Source organism: Stutzerimonas tianxiuensis, from assembly GCF_053470365.1.
Genome location: NZ_JBPVWS010000006.1, coordinates 17,404 through 36,792, shown reverse-complemented (window position 1 = coordinate 36,792; position 19,389 = coordinate 17,404). Strand labels below are relative to the sequence as shown.

General features: G+C 61.4%; 17 protein-coding genes. 5 read left to right on the top strand and 12 right to left on the bottom strand.

The genetic code is table 11. The annotated features are described in order from the left end of the window. Positions 1-30: 30 nt before the first annotated feature. The 4 genes from ACSSNI_RS09445 to ACSSNI_RS09430 form a co-directional block, all read right to left on the bottom strand. Complete coding sequence (locus ACSSNI_RS09445; protein WP_200637575.1) at positions 31-690, bottom strand: ABC transporter ATP-binding protein; 660 nt, start codon at positions 688-690, stop codon at positions 31-33. Continuing rightward, entirely contained in the window at positions 683-1,444 is a 762-nt protein-coding gene (locus ACSSNI_RS09440) for an ABC transporter permease (protein ID WP_200637573.1), read from the bottom strand. Before ACSSNI_RS09440 ends, ACSSNI_RS09445 begins: the two co-directional genes overlap by 8 nt. Next, entirely contained in the window at positions 1,441-2,364 is a 924-nt protein-coding gene (locus ACSSNI_RS09435; protein ID WP_234484439.1) for an ABC transporter substrate-binding protein, read from the bottom strand. Before ACSSNI_RS09435 ends, ACSSNI_RS09440 begins: the two co-directional genes overlap by 4 nt. A 200-nt stretch (positions 2,365-2,564) precedes the next feature. Continuing rightward, positions 2,565-3,011, bottom strand: coding sequence for an HIT family protein (locus tag ACSSNI_RS09430; RefSeq protein WP_200637569.1), 447 nt, complete (start codon positions 3,009-3,011; stop codon positions 2,565-2,567). A gap of 247 nt (positions 3,012-3,258) precedes the next feature. Between ACSSNI_RS09430 and ACSSNI_RS09425 the strand changes: the two genes are divergently transcribed. Then, entirely contained in the window at positions 3,259-3,963 is a 705-nt protein-coding gene (locus tag ACSSNI_RS09425) for a glutathione S-transferase N-terminal domain-containing protein (protein WP_159967434.1), read from the top strand. 4 nt (positions 3,964-3,967) lie between these two features. Here the strand turns inward: ACSSNI_RS09425 and ACSSNI_RS09420 are convergent, their stop codons facing one another. The 3 genes from ACSSNI_RS09420 to ACSSNI_RS09410 form a co-directional block, all read right to left on the bottom strand. Then, entirely contained in the window at positions 3,968-4,696 is a 729-nt protein-coding gene (locus tag ACSSNI_RS09420; protein ID WP_200637566.1) for an anti-sigma factor, read from the bottom strand. After that, positions 4,693-5,265, bottom strand: coding sequence for a sigma-70 family RNA polymerase sigma factor (locus ACSSNI_RS09415; protein WP_200637564.1), 573 nt, complete (start codon positions 5,263-5,265; stop codon positions 4,693-4,695). Before ACSSNI_RS09415 ends, ACSSNI_RS09420 begins: the two co-directional genes overlap by 4 nt. A 100-nt stretch (positions 5,266-5,365) precedes the next feature. After that, the gene (locus ACSSNI_RS09410; RefSeq protein WP_200637562.1) at positions 5,366-5,896 is read right to left on the bottom strand and encodes a DUF3455 domain-containing protein; all 531 of its coding nucleotides are present in this window, start codon (positions 5,894-5,896) and stop codon (positions 5,366-5,368) included. Positions 5,897-6,694: 798 nt separating this feature from the next. On the opposite strand from ACSSNI_RS09410, the gene ACSSNI_RS09405 reads away from it, so the two are divergent. Then, positions 6,695-7,858 (top strand): acetyltransferase domain-containing protein, encoded by a 1,164-nt coding sequence (locus tag ACSSNI_RS09405; RefSeq protein ID WP_200637559.1) that lies wholly within the window; start codon positions 6,695-6,697, stop codon positions 7,856-7,858. A gap of 53 nt (positions 7,859-7,911) precedes the next feature. Here the strand turns inward: ACSSNI_RS09405 and ACSSNI_RS09400 are convergent, their stop codons facing one another. Beyond that, a complete protein-coding gene (locus ACSSNI_RS09400; protein ID WP_200637557.1) occupies positions 7,912-8,865 on the bottom strand; it encodes a helix-turn-helix domain-containing protein in 954 nt (317 codons plus the stop codon). Positions 8,866-9,007: 142 nt separating this feature from the next. Between ACSSNI_RS09400 and ACSSNI_RS09395 the strand changes: the two genes are divergently transcribed. Continuing rightward, positions 9,008-9,625 carry a cysteine hydrolase family protein gene (locus ACSSNI_RS09395; protein ID WP_200637556.1) on the top strand — a complete coding sequence of 206 codons (618 nt, stop codon included), beginning with the start codon at positions 9,008-9,010 and terminating at the stop codon, positions 9,623-9,625. Between the two features lie 28 nt (positions 9,626-9,653). On the opposite strand, the gene ACSSNI_RS09390 is transcribed toward ACSSNI_RS09395, so the two are convergent. From ACSSNI_RS09390 to ACSSNI_RS09380, 3 genes are all read right to left on the bottom strand, one after another. After that, entirely contained in the window at positions 9,654-9,830 is a 177-nt protein-coding gene (locus ACSSNI_RS09390) for a hypothetical protein (protein ID WP_200637554.1), read from the bottom strand. 48 nt (positions 9,831-9,878) lie between these two features. Further along, positions 9,879-10,622 carry a Mut7-C RNAse domain-containing protein gene (locus tag ACSSNI_RS09385; protein WP_200638163.1) on the bottom strand — a complete coding sequence of 248 codons (744 nt, stop codon included), beginning with the start codon at positions 10,620-10,622 and terminating at the stop codon, positions 9,879-9,881. 75 nt (positions 10,623-10,697) lie between these two features. Next, positions 10,698-11,480, bottom strand: a complete 783-nt coding sequence (locus ACSSNI_RS09380) for a sulfite exporter TauE/SafE family protein (RefSeq protein WP_159967426.1) — start codon at positions 11,478-11,480, stop codon at positions 10,698-10,700. 198 nt (positions 11,481-11,678) lie between these two features. Here ACSSNI_RS09380 and ACSSNI_RS09375 point away from each other — a divergent pair, with 198 nt between their 5' ends. Both ACSSNI_RS09375 and ACSSNI_RS09370 read left to right on the top strand, forming a co-directional pair. After that, the gene (locus ACSSNI_RS09375) at positions 11,679-12,668 is read left to right on the top strand and encodes a ribonuclease Z (RefSeq protein WP_200637552.1); all 990 of its coding nucleotides are present in this window, start codon (positions 11,679-11,681) and stop codon (positions 12,666-12,668) included. A gap of 136 nt (positions 12,669-12,804) precedes the next feature. Next, complete coding sequence (locus ACSSNI_RS09370; protein ID WP_200637550.1) at positions 12,805-14,922, top strand: TonB-dependent receptor; 2,118 nt, start codon at positions 12,805-12,807, stop codon at positions 14,920-14,922. A gap of 141 nt (positions 14,923-15,063) precedes the next feature. Here the strand turns inward: ACSSNI_RS09370 and hrpA are convergent, their stop codons facing one another. Continuing rightward, positions 15,064-19,203, bottom strand: coding sequence for an ATP-dependent RNA helicase HrpA (gene hrpA / locus ACSSNI_RS09365; protein WP_448259171.1), 4,140 nt, complete (start codon positions 19,201-19,203; stop codon positions 15,064-15,066). Positions 19,204-19,389 lie beyond the last annotated feature (186 nt).

The window sequence follows — 19,389 nt, the reverse complement described above, 5'->3', positions numbered from 1 at the left end:
GCGCCGGTATGGCGCGGCCAGCAAGCCTTTTCAGACCTGGAGCGTGCGCAACTGCTCGCTGAGCTGACTGGTGCTGGCACCCGCCATAACGGGCCGATCCCAACGCAAGGTGGCAGGCTGGCCGCTCATGTACCACAGGCGGTTGGCCAGTTGATCGGCGTCGTGGGGATCATGGGTTACACAGATCAACGCCATCTGCGGTTGCGCATCGAGCAGGCGAACGATCAGCTCGCGCAGTTCGGCGGCGCGCTCCGGGTCGAGTGAAGCAAAGGGTTCATCGAGCAGGAGCAGATCCGGCCTGATTGCCAGGCTACGGGCCAGCGACGCGCGACGCGCCATACCCAGCGAGAGCTGATCCGGCAGCCGATCACCCGCATCACTCAAGCCAACATCAGCCAGCAGCCGATCGATATCGCCTGCGGTTGCGCCGACCAGCTTGAGGTTCTGCCGCACCGTGTACCACGGCAGCAGGCGGTGTTCCTGAAACAGGTAGCCGATGCGTAGGCCGGGTTGTAGTCGGACCATCGGCGCCAGACGCGGGTCAAGCCCGGCAATGGCATTGAGCAACGTGCTCTTGCCAACACCGGAGGGGCCCAACAGGCAGATGCGCTCACCTGCCCGCACCTGCGCATTGATCACGCCCAGTACCGGATGGCCTGCCGCAATGCCATCGATGCGCACCTCAAGCATGCTGCATCCCGGCGTTGCGCCAGCTCGATGCGCGACGCTCCAGCGGTTGCAGCAGCGCCAGTTCGATCAATTGCACGACGGCGATAAAGGCCAGGCTGTAGGCCAATATGCTCGCCACGTCGAACACCTGAAAGGCCATGTGCAACTGAAAGCCGACTCCATCGGACCGGCCCAACAACTCGACCACCAGAACGATCTTCCAGATCAGCGCCAGACCACCGCGAGTCGCCGCCATCAGATAGGGAAACAGCTGCGGCAGCCAGACGTTCACTACCCGCTGCCAGCAGTTGAAGCCGTATACCTGCGCCATCTGCTCCAGCTTCGGATCGAGGCTGCGCGCGCCTTCGCGTACGGTGACCGCCACGTTGGGCACCTTGTTGATCACCACCGCCAGCACCGCCGCCGCTTCTACCAGACCAAACCAGACGTAGAGCAGGATGATGGTGACCAGTGCCGGGAGGTTGAGAAACAGCACCAGCAAGGGATCAAGAACTGCATTAGCGAACCGCGAACGCCCCATCCAGACGCCCAGCAGCGCACCCAGCGCCATCGCCAGCGCAAAGCTGATCAGCACCCGACGCAAAGTGACCAATAGGTGATGGGGCAGCTCGCCGCTTTCAACCGCCAGCAAGAAGGTCCGCAGCACATTTGCCGGACTCGGCAGCAGGGGCGTGTTCGTACTCGCTGCTACGACAGCCCAGATCGCCACCAACAGCGGCAGCGCAACCCAGCAGGCATAGCGCGACCCACTCATGGCCCACTCTGGAACAGCGCCGCGGGCATCAGCTGGCCCTGCTTGGCGCCAGTCAGGACCAACAGCCGCTGCAGCGCAGTGATACGCGCTTCGTCCAGCGGCTGCGGGATGCCTTCAACAAAGCTGTCATGCAGCGCGGCGAACACTGCGTCGTTGTCGGCACGCATCAATGGCCGGATCGCTTGCCATCTATCGGGCTGACTCGCCAGCTCGTCCTTGGTCTGTCGCAGCGCGCTGGCGAAGCGTTCTAGCAGGTCGCCGTGCGCGTTGGCCCAGGCTTGCGGAAACAGATAACCCAGCACGGGCAGATCCGGATCGAGACTCAGTGTTCCGACCAGTTCATTCAGGCCGAACGCTGCGTGTACGCCACCTTCGCCGCGCAGCCGCGCCGAGAAGTGCCAGAAGGTCAGCAGCGCGTCCACCTGACCGCGCCGCAGCGCCTGGCTGAGCAGCGGTGGCGCGGCGTACTGCACTGTCGCTTCGCGCGCCAGATCGATTCCCTGCCTTGCCGCTAGCTGCTGCAACAGTTGCCAGCCCAGCCCGTCCGGCCCGCCTGCCACACCGATACGTTTGCCGCGCAGATCGGCCAAGGTGCGAATGTCGCTGGCGTCACTTACCAGAACTTCGCCGATCTGCGAGGAAAAAGGCAGGTAGCGATATGCCGTGCCGGCCTCGTAGCGCGCCTGGGCCCAGAGCAAATCGCTGACCGCGCCGTCCACGCTGCCGCTGCTCAGCGCCAGCCGTGATGCGGGCAGGTCAGCCACCAGACGCACCTTCAACTCGAAGCCATTGGCCCGGTCAAGGTTGTGACGCTTGAGATGATCGAGTTCCCAATGCGGCGTGCCGAACTGCAGCACGCTGAGCGTAAGGACCGGCAGTGGTTGCGTCTCGCCCTGCGCCTGGACAAACAATGGCAACATCGCGAGCAGAACACCACGCCCACATCCAAGTGCGGCGAGGCATGCGCGGGCGAAATAGAGGATGAGGAACCACGGAGCAGGCTTCATGCCCGCAGGGTACGAAGCCTCACATCAGCCACGAATAGTACTTTGGTGTCTCTTCGCTGCTGCGATGGTCGGGGCTGTAGCTGTCGCAGCAGCGGTACTGGTTCGGGTGACGATCAGCGCTCGATCTCGGCAAGCTTGCCTACCAACCGCGCCTGCAGCTTTTCCAGCTCCGCTGGATCGGCCTTGCCTGCGGCATGAATACCGAGCCCCTCTCCCGAATAGCGCGGGACGATGTGCACATGGATATGAAACACCGTCTGCCCCGCTGGCGCCCCGTTGAACTGCGCGATCTGCACGCCGTCAGGCTGCAGCTCATCGACGATCACACGCGCCAGCTTCTGCGCCACCGCCATCACCTTGCACAGCGCCTCGGTATCCACATCGAGGATGTTGCAGGCCGCGGAGCGCTTCGGAATCACCAGCGCATGGCCGTAGGACTGCGGAAACACGTCGAGAAAGGCCAGTACGTCATCGTCTTCGTAGAGATTGTAGCAAGGGGCATCGCCGCGAATGATCTGAGCGAAGATGTTTTGCGAGTCGTAGGGGGTAGTAAGGGACACGTGCAGCGCTCCATGGCGAAGTTGAAACTTGAACCATAGCGGGCGCCAATGCCAGTGCAAAGCGACGCACACAACAACGTTGAGTTTTCACCCCGTCCACCTGCTGCCTGGGCGTCTCGCCCCAACCTGCAGCGTCAACCAGCCGCAACGAGGACAGACCGCCGCTGTCCGAATGAAAACAAGCCAAGGTGCGCCTTCGCTATACGGCGCGCTGTTTTATCTCCGACGTCACCCTGAGGAGGAATCGATGCACGATCTATCCACCTTCGCCATCACGCAAAAATGGCCCGCCAGCTACCCGGATCGCCTGCAGCTGTATTCGCTGCCCACGCCCAACGGGGTGAAGGTGTCGATCATGCTGGAGGAGACGGGCCTGCCCTACGAGGCACATCTGGTCAGCTTTGAAAGTGGTGACCAGCGCTCGGAAGAATTCCTTTCGCTGAACCCGAACAACAAGATCCCGGCGATCCTCGACCCCAATGGTCCGGATGGCGAACCGCTGGCGTTGTTCGAGTCCGGTGCGATTCTGCTGTACTTGGCGGACAAGACCGGCCAGCTCATGCCCGAAGACGCCGCAGCCCGCTACGAGACAATTCAGTGGTTGATGTTCCAGATGGGCGGCGTCGGGCCGATGTTTGGTCAGCTAGGCTTCTTCCACAAGTTCGCCGGCAAGGACTACGAGGACAAGCGCCCACGCGACCGTTACGTCGCAGAAGCCCAACGTCTATTGGGCGTGCTGGACAGGCGCCTGCAGGGCCGCGACTGGCTGATGGGCGGTCGTTACAGCATCGCCGACATCGCGACCTTCCCCTGGGTACGCGGCCTCGTTGAATTCTATGAAGCGCGCGAACTGGTGGAGTTCGAACGCTTCGTCAATGTACAGCGGGTATTGGATGCCTTCGTCGCGCGACCCGCAGTGGCCAAGGGGCTGAACATTCCAGCTCACGGCTGACCCGTCAGATCACCTTTGCCGCCCGCCCGATGAACTGGATCGGTCCGGTCGGCAGACCGGTCGGTGAGCCGGTGGGCTGTTCCAGCGTCAACTCGAACAGCTGGTTGGGCTGCAACGGAGGTAGGTCGTCGAGACGAATCCTTACCGGCTCGCCCGGCTTGACCAGCCCGAGGGAGACAGGTGCCTGCCAGCCTTCGGCCTTGGTCCAGAGCTGCAGTGCTTTATCCGGCGGCAACTCGGTGACGCCCAACGGAATCAGCTCGATCTCCTGCGTCCGATTGCTGGCCTGCACGACCCAACCCGGTGACAGGTCCTGCGGCGCAGCGAGCACAACGAGCCAGGTCGGTGAAGGTTCAGGCGACAGACGCGTCACCAGCAAGGCGCCGAGTACCAGCGTGGCCGCCATGCCGGCTGCAGCAAAACCACGCCACAGAGACAGACTGTCCCACCAGCTGTTCCGGCGGGTTGGCGCCACCAAAACGGCCTGACGATTCGCCTCGTCCAGCGTGCGTTGGATGCGACTCCACAAACGCGGCGAAGGTGTTTGCCGTTCGACCAGGTCGGTCAGGTGCAGCAGCCGCGCTTCCCAGTAATCGACCGCTGCACGCAGCTCAGGCTCGACGGCCAAGCGCTTTTCGACCGCCTCACGGTCGCCCGCAGAAAGTGTGCCGAGTACATATTCCCCCGCGAGTTCGTGCAAGGTCTCGTGCGGATCGTTGGGTTCGTTGTTCATCCGATGCACTCACGAAGGGCGGTCAGGCTGCGGCGGATCCAGGCTTTCACCGTGCCCAGTGGCGCACCCAGGCGCTGGGCAATTTCCTGATGCGAATAGCCGTCGACGTAAGCGTGAAACACGCAGTTGCGGCGCACCGGTTCGAGTTGTTCGAGACAGGCTTCGATCCTGCCGGGGTTTACCCGCCAATCGAAGGCGTCGGTCTGTTCCTGCCAGCCATCGATGGCGGCGTGCTCCATGTCGCCCTCCTCGTCCGGTTCCATCTGGACGTGGCGGGCATTGTTACGTACGGCGTTTAGGGCCAGATGGCGGGTCAGGCTGAAAATCCAGCCGCGGCCTGAGCCACGCGTTTGATCATAGGTCCCGGCCTTGTTCCAGATGCGGATGAAGGCGTCATGGACGATGTCTTCGGCCAGCGCCAGGTCGCGCACGATGCGCTGCACCACGCCGAGCAGGCGCGGACTTTCCTGCTCGTAAAGTTGCTGCAGCGCTGAGCGCTCGCCACGCGCGCAGGCGCGGAGTGCCGCTTCGTAATCGAACAAGGGGGGTTGCGACACGGTATCTGCCATTGGCTGGTGATCGACACCCCCGGCGCATGCGCGCCGGGGAGTCAGAGCATAGAGGCGATCAGCACTCATATCGAGCGGCTTTTCACCCGCTGCGCTTTACTCACTTGCTGGCCCAGAACAGATAGTCGGCCTGGTAATCGACAATCTGCTGCTCGCCTTCATTAGCCGCTGCGCACGCCTTGGCCGGCGCTACGCCGCCTTTGGTCGCGACACGCTGAATGTAGGTAACACCGTTCATCGCGCCTTTGCCTTCGGCTGGGTTGGCCTTGACCAACTGGTGCGGGATGTTGCCCTCGCCAGCCGGCGCGATGGCGACCTGAGTGCCGGTCACCTTGGAGCCGTCCATCGATTCCCAGGTTGCAGGCGGGCCGTAGTATTTGCCGACCTGCTTGCCGCTGCGGTCGTTGAGCGCTGCCTTCGGCCCCATGAAGACCCAGGCCATCTGGCCGGGCATGTCGGTCTTGGCCTGGCATTCGTAGGTGATCTGGCCGACGCCGACCGTTTCCATGGCGACCTTGTGGCCATCCGGTACGCGCACGGCTTCAGGTACATCCATCTGGGCAAAAGCGCTGGTAGAGCAGCCGAGGGCCAGTGTCAGACCGGTCAGGCAGAAGATCTTTTTTGCGTCCATTTTCGTGTCTCCGGGTAGTGATCGGATTGCGCGGCCAAGCGGCCACTACCTGTACTACCCAGCAGGCAGACAATTGGATGCAGTGAGTTTGCAAAAAAAGTTGCGAGCCTTGTCCTGCACCTTGAACCCATCGCCGAGGGTGAAAGGCTGCTCGCGGCGCCATCAGAAAGCGAAAAGGTGGTGATACCCCTCTGACAAACATTTCCTGAGCCGAGCCGACTGCGTCAGCGTCAGCGTCAGCGTCAGCGTCAGCGTGGCTAGGATGACGAACTGCATGAGCTAGCATTCAGCCATCTCATCTAACCATTTCGATGGTTTTGTCCAGCTATATAGCAACGAATTTTTCTAAAAAAGCCATTGACAGATTTTTTTATGCACATTCGATGCATCCGTTCTGGACGTGTTCTGCACGTACCTTCCACCGCAGCGTCACTATCTAGTAACTAACTGATTTAAAAGGAATTAAAGATACTGAGTAAAAACTCGTCGATCTGTTCGTAGCCCGCGTGAGCTGGGCGTTTGGTCGAGTCATCCAAGTTATGTGCACAGTGTTATCCACAGGTTTTGTGGATAACATCACGGACGCCAAAGATACCGGGGCTTCGCGACTGTCGGCGTGCCCATACTCGGTAATTGCTACCGTTTTAAGAACCCTCACCCAGTGCGTCGTACCCAGTGTGAAGGAACGGGGGACGGTCCTGTACAGACGCGATTGGCGCGCCCTAACTTTTGTTATAACGTATCGCACCCAAATCGCGATGCGTCCTGCGCTCGCTATGTCTACGTCGCGAGTGCTCCATGTCCGCCTCTACCGCAACCTCACCAGCCTCGGCGCGTCTGCAATCTATCGATGCGCTACGTGGTCTGGTCATCCTGTTCATGCTGCTCGACCACGTTCGCGAAACCTTTCTGCTGCATCTGCAGGTCCCGGATCCGATGGATGTCGCGGTCACCGAACCTGCGCTGTTCTTCAGCAGGACGCTGGCCCATCTCTGCGCGCCGGTATTCATCCTGCTCACAGGTCTATCAGCGTTTCTGTACGGGGAGAAACATGCAGGGCGGGCGGCCGTTTCGAACTTTCTGCTCAAGCGCGGACTTTTTCTGGTGGTGCTGGAGTTCACCCTGGTCAACTTCGCCTGGACGTTCCAGGTCCCGCCGAGCGTGATTTACCTGCAGGTTATCTGGGCAATCGGTCTGAGCATGATTGCCCTGGCCGCATTGCTCTGGCTGCCGCGCGGACTGCTGGCGGCTCTGGGTCTGGCAATCATCGCGGGCCACAACCTGCTCGACCCGCTGCACTTCGCCAGCGACTCGCTGATGCATATTCCGTGGGCGGTCCTGCATGACCGTGGCTGGATCGATATTTCTGAAAGCCTGCGCCTACGCACTTCTTACCCGCTGCTGCCATGGATAGGCGTGATCGCCATCGGCTACTCCATCGGTCCGTGGTTTGCCCGTGAAGCGGACCCGGTCGCGCGGCAGAGTCGGTTGCGCAGCTATGGCTTGGGTGCGCTGCTGGCCTTCGTGGGTCTGCGTCTGATCAACGGCTACGGCGAGCAGCCGTGGAGTGCCGGCGAGACCGGGACGCAAACCCTGATGAGCCTGCTCAACATCACCAAGTATCCGCCGTCGCTGCTGTTTCTCTGTCTGACGCTGGGAAGCGGCCTGCTACTGTTGTTGGCCTTCGAGCGCCGCCAGACTCGCCGTTGGTTGCGACCACTATCAGTATTCGGGTCCGCACCGATGTTCTTTTACCTGCTGCACCTGTACGCACTCAAATTGCTCTATCTCGCCGCAGCGGCCATCTGGGGGCTCAACCAGGGAGGTTATTTCGGCTTTGACGCCGTATGGCCGATCTGGCTCAGCACGCTCGTTCTGGCAGTAGCACTGTTTCCGGCGGTGCGTTGGTTTGCCGAGCTGAAGGCACGCCGACGTGACATTCAGTGGCTCAAGTACCTCTGAGCCGCACATGACGGGCTCGGAGAGCCTGACCGTTACGCCTAAGTTAGGGATGCTCAAGCCTGGCCGCGGAAGGCCTGGCGGTAGTGCTTCGGTGAAACCCCGAGAGCTTTGCTGAAATGCTGGCGCAGCGAGACCTGGGAGCCGAACCCGGCCAGCGAGGCAATGGCAGCGATAGGGTGGTCGGTGGTTTCCAGTAGCCGCTGGCTCAGGGCTAGCCGCTCGGTCAGTAGCCAGCCACTGACGGTTGTACCAGTGAACAGTCGAAAATGCCGGGTGAAGGTACGCCGGCTCATCATCGCCTTGTCTGCCAAGCTGTCCAACGTATGAGGTAGGTGCAGCGTTGCCCGTGTCCAATCCAGCAATTCGCCTAGGCGTGTGTCGCGGCGATTTGCAGGCACGGGCTGTTCGATGAACTGCGCTTGGCCCCCTTGACGATGAGGCGACATGACCAGCCGCCGAGCGACCCGGTTGGCAATCTCCGCGCCCCAGTGCTTACGCAACAGATAGAGACAACAATCCAGCGCGGCGGCTGTGCCTGCGGACGTCAGCAGGCCATGGTCATCCAAGTAGAGCACATCAGCGTTGACCTCAACCGAGGGAAATCGTGTTTTGAAATGCTCGACCGATGCCCAATGGGTCGTAGCGCAACGACCATCGAGCAGGCCGGTCGCAGCCAGTACATAAGCGCCCAGACAAAGCCCAACAAGCGTGGCGCCGCGGGCGTGGGCGGCCACCAGCGCATCGATCAGTGCGGCTGGCGGTGGCTCATCGGCGTGACGCCAGCTCGGCATGATCACCGTCTGCGCCTGCTCCATCGCTTCCAGTCCGCAGTCGACCTGCAACGCAAACCCTGCTGTGGTGCGCAAGAGTCCTGGCTCGGCTGCGCACACCTCGACACGATATCCCTGCTCTCGCGAGCCTTCCTCACCGAATACCAGGCACGGCACAGACAGGTGGAAAGGGCTGATCTGGTCAAAGGCAATAACTGCGATTCGATGCGGCTGCATGATTGACCCTTGGCGTCAAAGAACGCAGAGATGGGAAAAAAAACTGGCCCGATCTTAGCGCAAGCCGTCGTGCGGGCCACTCACGATACCAACCGAACCGCGACACAATGGCGCTCCCCCTCCTCGAGCAAGGACACCTCACATGAGCCAGAAGCGTGCATTGATCGTGATAGACGTCCAGAACGAATACGTCACAGGCAACCTGCGCATCGAATACCCGGACGTGCAGTTGTCGCTCGGCAATATCGCACGCGCCATGGATGCGGCGCGCGACGCAGGAATTCCTGTCGTGGTTGTGCAACACCTAGCGCCGGCGAGTTCACCGTTGTTTGCCCGCGGCAGCCAGCAGGCCGAGTTGCACCCGACCGTTGCAGAGCGTCCATTCGATTTTCGCATCGAGAAGTCCATGGCCAGCGCCCTGACCAATACCGACCTTGGCGGCTGGCTGCGTGAACGGCAGATCGACACCCTGACGGTGGTGGGCTACATGACCCACAACTGCGATGTTTCAACGACGCTCCAGGCACACCATGAAGGCTGGAAGGTGGAGCTGCTGCATGACGCCAGTGGCTCGTTGCCCTACGAGAATTCGGTGGGCGCAGCTAGCGCCGAGGAAATTCATCGCGCCTTCACTGTGGTGATGAACACCGGCTTCGCGGCAGTGGTAACCACGGACGAATGGCTACAGGCCGTGCGGGATGAGCAAGCGCTTTCACCCGACAATATCTACCTGTCCAATCAACGAGCCGTGCAGCGCTGAAGGATTGAGCAAAGCTCCGCCGAACCTGTCAGCCGGCCCGACGGCGGAGGCCCAGCCATAAAAGCACGCCGCCGGTCGACATGAAGCCGGGCGCCATCCAGACGAAGGTCTTCGCTTCCGATGCAAGACCAATCGCCAGGCAGGCAACTCCGGAAACAAGCAGAGGGATGGCGGGCGTGAGATAGGACATCTTGTGGCGTTGCATGGGCGGCTCCAGAGCACTGAGACGCCATTAACCAATACGAACCGATCGCTAGTCAACGAGCGTCAGGGATTCGAGCAAGGCGCGCATGTCTTGCCAGTGCGTGCCCTCCCAGAAGATCTTGTCGCACTCGCTGCAGCCCAGGAAGCGCTCATGGCGCGCCAGTACGCGCGGCGGGACGCGGTCGAGTATCGCCTGCCTGTCCACTTCATGCAGTCGCACATTGCAGCTCAAACACAAGCTGAAGGGTCGGGCATGGCTGGCGAGATCGAGCCGATGATAGAGCTCGCGCAGCTGACCTTGTGGTTTGAGCGCATGCACATAACAGCCGTGCAACACCACCCGGTGCATCAGCAGTGCGCGGTCGCGGGTCAGCAGGACACGGCGTTCACGGTTGGCCAGCTCTGCCATGGCCGCATCTTCGAAGTGGTTGTCGTACAGCGTGTCGAACCCGGCCATACGCAGCAGTCGCGCCAGACCGCCGAGGTGGGCATCCGCCACAAAACGCGGCGGGCCGGACGGCAAAGGTTGAGCGGTGGCTAAAGCACTGACGTCCAGCTTTTCGAACTTGGGATATACGGCAATGCGGCCACCGTTTTCGATGGGCAAATCAAGGCCAGCTGGCGCGCCGTTCACCAGGACCAACGCCACTTCGGTATGGGGTACGCCGAGGGCTTCGATCATGTGCTTGGTGGTTGCAGACTCCGCGCAGGCACACTGAAATGCTTGCCCACGGCGCTCGACCGGGAGGAATGCGTTCAACCTGGCATAGAAGCGAAACGTTGCATTGGTCATGGTGTCTGGCAACGCCAAGCGAGCCTGCTGTACTACGCACGCGCAGCGCGCTCCACTCCCGAAGATTGCGATAGGTCAGATCAGCTTATACCCGATCATCGCCAGCATGACTGCCAGACAAGGCCGCAGTACCGCTTCAGGCACGCGACCAGCCAGGTTGCTGCCCAGGTAGATGCCCGGCAACGACCCCATCAGCAAGTAGGTCAGGATGGTCCAGTCCATGTTACCCATGCTGGCATGGCCCAGCCCAGCTACCAAGGTCAAAGGCACCGCGTGGGCGATCTCGGTGCCCACCAGTCGGCGGGTGGCCAGCAAAGGGTAAAGGAAGAACAGCGCCACGGTGCCCAACGCGCCAGCTCCGATGGAGGTCAGCGTCACCATGGCGCCGAGCACCACGCCCACCACCACGGTCAGGATGTTGAGGCCACGCGGCGAGAGCCGTGGGGTTGGACCCGAGAGACGCGCAGCAAAGGACATCAGGCGTTTCTTGAACAGCACTGCCAGCGCCGTGAGCACCAGTACCACACCCAATGACTGTTTGATCACAGCATTGAGCACTTCCTGGTCGCCGTGCAGGCCCTTGAGTAGCCAGAGCATCAACGCTGCCGCCGGAACACTGCCCAACGCCAGCCAGCCGGTCAGACGCCAGTCGATGTTTCGATGCTTCTGATGGACCCAGACGCCCCCTGCTTTGGTGATCGCGGCATAGAGCAAATCAGTACCAACAGCCGCAGCCGGATTGACGCCGAACCACAACAGGATCGGCGTCATCAGCGAGCCGCCGCCAACGCCGGTCATGCCAACGATAAAGCCAACCAGCAGGCCGGCCACAATGAAGCCGATTACACCGAATTCCATCACGTGCTGTCCGATTAAGGCCCGCGGGGGCCGTGTCAAAGGCCAGCAGCATAACGGTCCGAACTAGCAATCCTTAATATAAGTTGGTGCTTTCTTAGTAGCTAAAAGATATATGCACAGCACCGCTGCGGTTGGCGCCGGTTTCTCCTGCAGCACCCAGCCGCCATACTGACGTTACAAAAATGCACGAGCATCCTCATGGATCTGATCTTCCTCGGTACCTCTTCCGGCACGCCGACCAAGTCCCGCAATGTCAGCGGTGTAGCCCTACTGGAAGATCAGGGCAAGGGCTGGTATCTGATCGACTGTGGCGAGGCCGCCCAGCATCAACTGCTGCACACACCACTGACGCTTCACGGCCTGCGTGCAGTGTTCATCACCCATGTGCACGGCGATCACTGCTACGGTTTACCGGGCCTGCTCGCCAGTGCTGGAATGGCGCGGCGGCAGGAACCACTGGAGATCATCGCTCCGAAGGCAATCGAAGGCTGGATCAGGGCAACGCTGGAAATGAGCCAGAGCTGGTTGCCCTATGAACTGAAATTTCATGCCACCGAGGCGCTCGATGGCTGGTCCAGCTCCCAGATGCAGGTCGAGGCTACCGCCCTTTCACATCGCGTCCCGAGCTGGGGATACAGCTTTACCGAAACCCGCCCGGACCCGAGCCTCGATGTCGACAAGCTCGACCGCGACGGCATCCCGCGCGGCCCACTCTGGGGCGAGCTGATGCATGGCCGCGAGGTCGCGTACGAGGGCCGTACGCTGCTCAGCGAGGACTATCTCCTCTTCAACCGTGCACCGCGTCGTGTGGTTATCGCAGGCGATAACGACCGACCCGAACTGCTCCGCGACGCCTGCCAAGGCGCGCAACTACTGGTTCACGAAGCCACCTATACCCAGGCGATTGCCGAAGCCGGCAAGGCTGATTTTGGCCATAGCACAGCCGCGCAGGTCGCCGCTTTCGCAGCCTCGGTCAATCTGCCGCATCTGGTGCTGACGCACTTCAGTGCGCGATATCAAGGCGCTCCGAGTCGAGGCTTATCGATTGAAGACATTCGAGAGGAAGCCGCAGGACATTTTGGCGCGAACCTGATTTTGGCTGAGGATCTGCTGCGAGTCAGCCTAGACAAGCGTGGGCAGCTGCAACGGGTGGAAGATACGACCGGGACGAGCGCAAAGCATCACTGAGCCAGCAACCTGCGTTTAGCCTGGAATAACCGCCGCCGAGTAAAGCAGAATCAATACAACTTAATGATAAACACTATCATTTACATTCATCTTACATATCGCTATTGTCGCCTCCTCTTCCACTGGAGATGACACCGTGCCATCAAACGCAACCCGTCTATTGCCATTGCTCAGCCTGCTTGCCGCTCCGGCTTTGTATGCACAATCCGCCTCCCCGCTTGAACTTCCCGCTACCGCGGTGACCGGTGCCCGCGAAGAAGCCAGCTATAAGCCGGAAGCGAGCACGACTGCTCTGAAGATCGACGCCCCGCTGCGCGACATTCCGCAGTCGATCAACGTGGTGCCCCAAAGCGTGCTCAGGGATCAGGGTGCCGATTCTCTGGAAGACGCGCTTAAAAATGTTCCGGGCATCGGCCTGAGCAACGGCGACGGGCAACGCGATCAGGTCACTATCCGAGGCTTCAGCGCGATTGGCGACCAATACATCGATGGCATCCGCGATGACGCCCTTTACTACCGGGACATGTCGAATATCGAACGCGTGGAGGTGCTCAAGGGGCCTGCTGCTGTGCTCTACGGTCGCGGCTCCTCCGGCGGCCTGATCAACAGCGTGACGAAGAAGCCGACCTTCTCGCCAGAGCAGGAAGTGGGCGTCAGCTTCGACAGTGAAGGAGAGCGGCGCACACAATTCGATGCAGGCTGGGCGGATCAAGAACAGCAAAACAAGGCATTCCGGGTAACCGGCGCGCTGGAAGACAGCGACACTTTCCGCGAGGATGCCTTTCTGGAACGCAAGGCCCTGGCGCCGTCGGCCTATTTCCGCCTTTCCGACGACCTCGAAATCAACCTCGGCGCGTCGTATCTGTATGACAAACGTCTGATCGACTTCGGTATTCCCGCACTCAACGGCCGCCCCGTAGAGGTGGACCGTGACAAGCGCTTCGGTTCTGCCGATGCGAGTCAGGACTACACCCGCAGCGAGGTCTTCTCGCTGACAGCGGGCATCGATTACCGCATCAATGACGCCTTCACGCTGAGCAATACCAGCCGCTACTACCACTACGATCTGGACCGCAACAACACCCTGGCACACACCGACGCCAACCGCTTCGTTACCGCTCCGGACGGCAGCCTGCTGGTCAAGCTCAAGCGTGGCAACGTCCAGCGTAAGGAAGATGGCTGGTTCAACCAGACCGAGCTCAAGCAAAACGCGGTCTTTGCCGGCATGAACCATCAATTGCTCTACGGCGTTGAGTTTGGCCGCCAGGAAAAGGATCAGCAGTTCTACAACCAGAACGACGTCGCGCGGGTGCCCGTGTATGGCGATACGCTGCTGCCGGTGCCTTCTCAGGCCAATCAGAAGACTGGGGACGGCCTCAATACTCAGGAAACCACGGGCCTCTACGTCCAGGACCTGATCGAACTGTCGCCACACTGGAAAGCGCTGCTGGGCGTGCGCTACGACGAGTTCGACCAGTCCTTCCGCAATGACCTCGATAACAAGGCCGAACTGGAACGTACCGATTACACCCTCAGCCCGCGCGCGGGTCTGGTCTGGCAGCCGGATGACATGCAGTCCTACTACCTGTCGGTCAGCCGTTCCTATCAGCCATCGGGCGAGATGTTCCAGGTCAGCACGACCAACGTTGAGCTGGACCCGGAAGAAACCACGAATTACGAGATCGGCGCCAAATGGAACCTGTTGCAGGACCGGCTCACGCTGACCGCAGCGGTATTCCGTCTAGAGCGTACCCAGATCAAAACTACCGATCCGGTCAACCCGGCCAAGCTGGTACTGGCGGGCGAGCAGCGCACCGACGGCTTCGAAGCCACCTTCATGGGTCAGGTCTCGGACAAGTGGCAGCTGTACGGTGGCTACGCCTTCCTGGATGCCGAAATCACCCAATCGAACAGCAAGACCAACGGTGTCGACAACGAGGGTCAGGTCCCGACGCTCACGCCACGCCACAGCGCCAACCTGTGGGCGGTGCGCTCACTCGACACCAACTGGCGCGTCGGCATGGGTGCCAGCTACGTCGGCAGCCGATACACCGCGCTGGACAACGATACCGAGCTACCCGGCTACACCACCGTCGACGCGGCGCTGTTCTATGAGCAACCCAAGTGGGATGCGGCACTGCGTCTGTTCAACGTCTTCGACAAGGAGTACTACGCTTCGGCGCACGGCTCTGTCGACCTGATCACCCCCGGCGCGCCACGCACTCTGGAGCTGAGCGCCAACTACCGGTTCTAAGTGATTTCGAGTAGCTGAAATTAGCGAGGCGCTTATCGATAAGCGCCTCGTTTCATTTCGTCGCCTGTATTACCGGCTGCCCTACCCGGCCAGCTCACGAAGGCGATTCTTAAGAACAACTGAAGCTGTAACCCTCAGCAGTCAAGCCTCCACCTGACTCCACTGCTTGTTCAATCGTTTGTCCGACACCGCCATCTTCGTCCCCAGCTGCTGCGCCCAGAGCGATACGCGGTATTCCTCGAGCATCCAGCGGTAAGCCGTCAGTTCGGGGTCGCGCTTACCTTCCTGCTGGTGTTTTTTCAGCCGTGCCTGGTACTGCTCCCAATAGCCGGCCAACTCGCCGGACCACACGCGGTCACGCTGAAGCTGAGAACCGATCTTCTCGAAGCGTTGCTCGACAGCCTTGAGGTAGCGTGGATATTCCTTCAACCACTCACCCGGTGTTTCACGCACGAAGCCCGGATAGACCAGATTGGCCAGCTGCGCCTTGATGTCATTCAACGCCACCGCCTGAGCCAGGTCGATCTTGCCTTTGAAGCGTTTTTGCAGCCCGTGCCAGAGCTTGAGAATGTCCAGCGTCAGGCGCCCCAGCCGTTCGGCGTGCGCCGCCCAGTCGCCGCGTTTGCGCTCGGCCAGTGACGCCAGCGCCGCGCCGTCGCGGGGCAGCGGGGTTTCGCCGTCGAGGATGCAGCTGTCGAGGCTGGCCAGCAGGATATCCTCGACCAGCGCATCGACCTTGCCCATATCGCGGTACAGCAGCGCCAGCTCGGTAAGGCCCGGCAGTTTGTTGCGCAGGTATTTCGCCGGCTCGGCCAGTTGTTGCAGCAACAAGCGCTGCAAGGCGCGGCGATGTTGGAAGTCGGCCTCGGCCTGGGTCGGGAAACGTCCCTCCTTGACCACCCCAGCCTCCTCGACCAGTGCGGGATAGACCGTCATCGACAAGCCGGCCATCTTCGCCTGAGCCTTCTCCGCCACCTGGGCGAACCCCTTCGCCTCGACCGGTTTCTGTTCGGCCTTCTGCTGAGGGGGCGCCAGCGCGGCCTGGCTGGCTTCATTGAAGCGTGCGGTCAGTTCGGCCAGATCACGGCCTTCACCGAGGAATTTCCCACGGGCGTCGACCACCTCGATGTTCATCTTCAGATGGCTTTCGAGCCCCACGGCCGCTTCCGCCCAGGCATCGTCCGAAACCCGGGCACCGGTCATGCGCAGCAGCTCGCGGCCCAGCGCATCCGGCAGCGCGCCGTCAGCGAAGGTGATTTTCGACAGCGCGGCCTTTACGAAGTCCGGCACCGGGACGAAGTTCTTGCGGATCGCCTTTGGCAAGTTGCGCACCAGCGCCACGGCCTTGGCCTCGATCAACCCCGGCACCAGCCAGTCGAGCCGCTCGGCACGCAGTTGCGGCAACAGCGGCGCGGGGACACGCAGCGTCACGCCATCGCGCGGGTGGTTGGGTTCGAAGTGATACTCCAGCGGCAGCTGCAGTTCGCCAATACGCAGATGGTCCGGGTACTGCGCCGCGGTGACTTCGCTGGCGTCACGCGCCAGGACATCCTCATCGCGCATGACCAAGAGCTGAGGATTCTTCTGACTCTCACGCTTGTACCAGGTCTCGAAGCTCGCAGTCTGGTAGATGTCTTGCGGCACACGCGCGTCGTAATAGGCGAATAGCGTGTCCTCGTCGGCAATGATGTCGCGACGACGGGCCTTGGCTTCCAGCTCGTCAAACAGCTCCAGCAGCTCGCGATTGGCGGTGAGCGCCTTGGCGCGGCTGTGCATCTCACCGCGCACTAGGCCCTCGCGTATAAACAGTTCACGCGCAGCGGCCGGATCGATGGGACCGAAATGCACCGGCCGCCGCGCCACGACGATCATGCCGTACAGGGTGACCTGCTCGAAGGCGACCACCTGACCGCGCTTCTTCTCCCAGTGCGGCTCGAAGTGGTTGGTCTTGGTCAGGTGCTTGGCCAGCGGCTCGATCCAGTCGGGCTCGATCTTGGCGACCATGCGCGCGAACAGCTTGGTGGTTTCGACCAGCTCGGCCGCCATGATCCAGTTGGGCTTCTTGCGACCGATGACGCTGGACGGATGCACCCAGAAACGTCGCTGGCGCGCGCCGAGGAAGTCGCCCTCCTCGGTCTTGTGTCCGACCTGGCTGAGCAGCCCGGACAGAATCGCCTTGTGCACCGCCGCGTAGCTTTTGGCTTTCTGCGCGGCCTCGCTGGCTTCGGCTTGCTGGGCCAGTTTGACGTTGACCTTTTTGTCCTTCGTCAGAGCGGGCCTGTCCGTGGAAGAGGCTTCGCCGTCCTCCACCCTGCCTGGATCAGCAGCTTGAGCGGACTTCGCATTGCGAGACTCGGCGTGCTGGCGATCCTGACGCTGCGATACCCGCTCATCCGCAGGCTGGCTGCCACGGTTCTGCGCGCTATCGTTGAGCTTCAATTCCCGCACGATCAACGTCAACTGGCGATGCGCATCCCGCCACTCGCGAAGCCGCAGATAGTTGAGAAAGTTCTTCCGGCACCAGGTGCGCAACGGATTGGAACCGAGCGCTTGGCGCTGCTCCTCGAAACCGCGCCAAAGGTTGATCAGCGCCGCGAAATCCGAGTCCAGATCCTTCCATTGCGCGTGGGCCTGGTCGGCCTGTTGCTGGCGATCAGCCGGGCGCTCGCGCACGTCCTGCACCGACAGCGCGCTGGCAACGATCAGCACCTCGGCCATGCTGCCCATTTTCGCCGCTTCCAGCAGCATGCGCCCGAGCCTTGGGTCGATGGGCAGGCGCGCCAGTTGCCGGCCCAAGGGGGTCAGCTGGTTCTCGCGATTGACCGCCGACAGCTCCTGCAGCAGGTTGAAGCCATCGCTGATGGCCTTGCCGTCCGGCGGCTCGATAAAGGGAAAATCTTCGATCTGGCCGAGGCGCAGGTGCAGCATCTGCAGAATGACCGCGGCCAGGTTGGTGCGCAGGATTTCCGGATCGGTAAATTCCGGTCGGCTTAGGAAATCCTCCTCGCTGTACAGCCTGATGCAGATCCCCGGCTCGACCCGCCCGCATCGCCCCTTGCGCTGGTTGGCGCTGGCCTGGGACACCGCCTCGATGGGCAGCCGCTGGACCTTGGCCCGGTAGCTGTAGCGACTGATACGCGCCGTACCCGAATCGATCACGTAGCGGATGCCTGGAACGGTCAACGAAGTTTCCGCGACGTTAGTGGCGAGCACGATCTTGCGGCCCGGTCGGGGCTGGAAGATCTTCTGCTGCTCGGCGGGCGTCAGCCGTGCATACAGCGGCAGCACCTCGGTGAACTTCAGGTTGGCCTTGCGCAGCATCTCTGCGGCATCGCGAATCTCCCGTTCGCCTGGCAGGAACACCAGCACGTCGCCGGGGCGCTTGCCGATGCTGCGCTCGTGGGCATCGATCTCGTCCAGCGCCGCCAGAATGCCTTGGTCGATGGTGAGGTCATCCTCAACGCGGTTGCCGTCCTCATCGGTCTCGGCGGCCAGCGGGCGATACCAGGTGTCGACCGGAAAGGTGCGCCCCGAGACTTCAACGATTGGCGCACCATTGAAATGCTCGGAGAAGCGCTCAAGGTCGATGGTCGCCGAGGTGATGATCACCTTCAGGTCCGGCCGGCGCGGTAGCAGCGTTTTCAGGTAGCCGAGCAGGAAATCGATGTTGAGGCTGCGTTCATGGGCCTCGTCGACGATGATGGTGTCGTAACGCTCGAGGAAACGGTCGTGCTGGGTTTCGGCCAACAGGATGCCATCAGTCATCAGCTTGATCAGCGAGCTGTCCTTGCTCTGGTCCTCGAAGCGAACCTGATAACCCACCAGCTCACCCAGGGGCGTGCCGATCTCTTCGGCAACACGAGTGGCGACGCTACGAGCAGCCAACCGGCGCGGTTGGGTATGACCGATCAGGCCATGCACGCCGCGGCCGATTTCCAGACATATCTTCGGCAGCTGGGTGGTCTTGCCTGAGCCGGTTTCACCCGCAATCACCAGCACCTGATGCTTTTCCAGCGCAGCCTTGATTTCGTCACGCTTGGCGGCAATCGGCAGGCTGTCGTCGTAGCGCATGACCGGCACACTCTGGCGCCGCGCCTCGACCTTGGCCGCTGAAGCTTGAAAGCGCTCAAGCCACTGAGCGAGGCGCTCCTCGTCAATCGGGGCAGCACCGGCTTTTTTGCGCAGGTCGTGCAGCTGACGACGCAAGCGATGACGGTCGGCGTACATCGCCTGATCGAGGTTTTTCAGGAGTTGTTCTGAAGCAGGCGTTGCGTCGGTCATGGACAGCCGTAAGCGATTTCGTGAAGGGCGCGATTGTCGCAGATTTGGCATGGATGTGGTGGCTCCCCAGGAACCACGCGGACTCCAGCAATCATGGGCCTTCACGAAGCTACACTCAGTCACAACCCAGTCACAAGCCGGTCACAAGTTCGGGTCGTTTTGGCCTCCCCTTGGCACTTCAGGAAG

Coding starts and splice junctions, on each gene's coding strand:
- ACSSNI_RS09445 (WP_200637575.1), bottom strand. CDS start 690: ATGCTTGAGGTGCGCATCGATGGCATTGCGGCAGGCCATCCGGTACTG.
- ACSSNI_RS09440 (WP_200637573.1), bottom strand. CDS start 1,444: ATGAGTGGGTCGCGCTATGCCTGCTGGGTTGCGCTGCCGCTGTTGGTG.
- ACSSNI_RS09435 (WP_234484439.1), bottom strand. CDS start 2,364: ATGTTGCCATTGTTTGTCCAGGCGCAGGGCGAGACGCAACCACTGCCG.
- ACSSNI_RS09425 (WP_159967434.1), top strand. CDS start 3,259: ATGCACGATCTATCCACCTTCGCCATCACGCAAAAATGGCCCGCCAGC.
- ACSSNI_RS09420 (WP_200637566.1), bottom strand. CDS start 4,696: ATGAACAACGAACCCAACGATCCGCACGAGACCTTGCACGAACTCGCG.
- ACSSNI_RS09415 (WP_200637564.1), bottom strand. CDS start 5,265: ATGGCAGATACCGTGTCGCAACCCCCCTTGTTCGATTACGAAGCGGCA.
- ACSSNI_RS09410 (WP_200637562.1), bottom strand. CDS start 5,896: ATGGACGCAAAAAAGATCTTCTGCCTGACCGGTCTGACACTGGCCCTC.
- ACSSNI_RS09405 (WP_200637559.1), top strand. CDS start 6,695: ATGTCCGCCTCTACCGCAACCTCACCAGCCTCGGCGCGTCTGCAATCT.
- ACSSNI_RS09400 (WP_200637557.1), bottom strand. CDS start 8,865: ATGCAGCCGCATCGAATCGCAGTTATTGCCTTTGACCAGATCAGCCCT.
- ACSSNI_RS09395 (WP_200637556.1), top strand. CDS start 9,008: ATGAGCCAGAAGCGTGCATTGATCGTGATAGACGTCCAGAACGAATAC.
- ACSSNI_RS09390 (WP_200637554.1), bottom strand. CDS start 9,830: ATGCAACGCCACAAGATGTCCTATCTCACGCCCGCCATCCCTCTGCTT.
- ACSSNI_RS09385 (WP_200638163.1), bottom strand. CDS start 10,622: ATGACCAATGCAACGTTTCGCTTCTATGCCAGGTTGAACGCATTCCTC.
- ACSSNI_RS09380 (WP_159967426.1), bottom strand. CDS start 11,480: ATGGAATTCGGTGTAATCGGCTTCATTGTGGCCGGCCTGCTGGTTGGC.
- ACSSNI_RS09375 (WP_200637552.1), top strand. CDS start 11,679: ATGGATCTGATCTTCCTCGGTACCTCTTCCGGCACGCCGACCAAGTCC.
- hrpA (WP_448259171.1), bottom strand. CDS start 19,203: ATGACCGACGCAACGCCTGCTTCAGAACAACTCCTGAAAAACCTCGAT.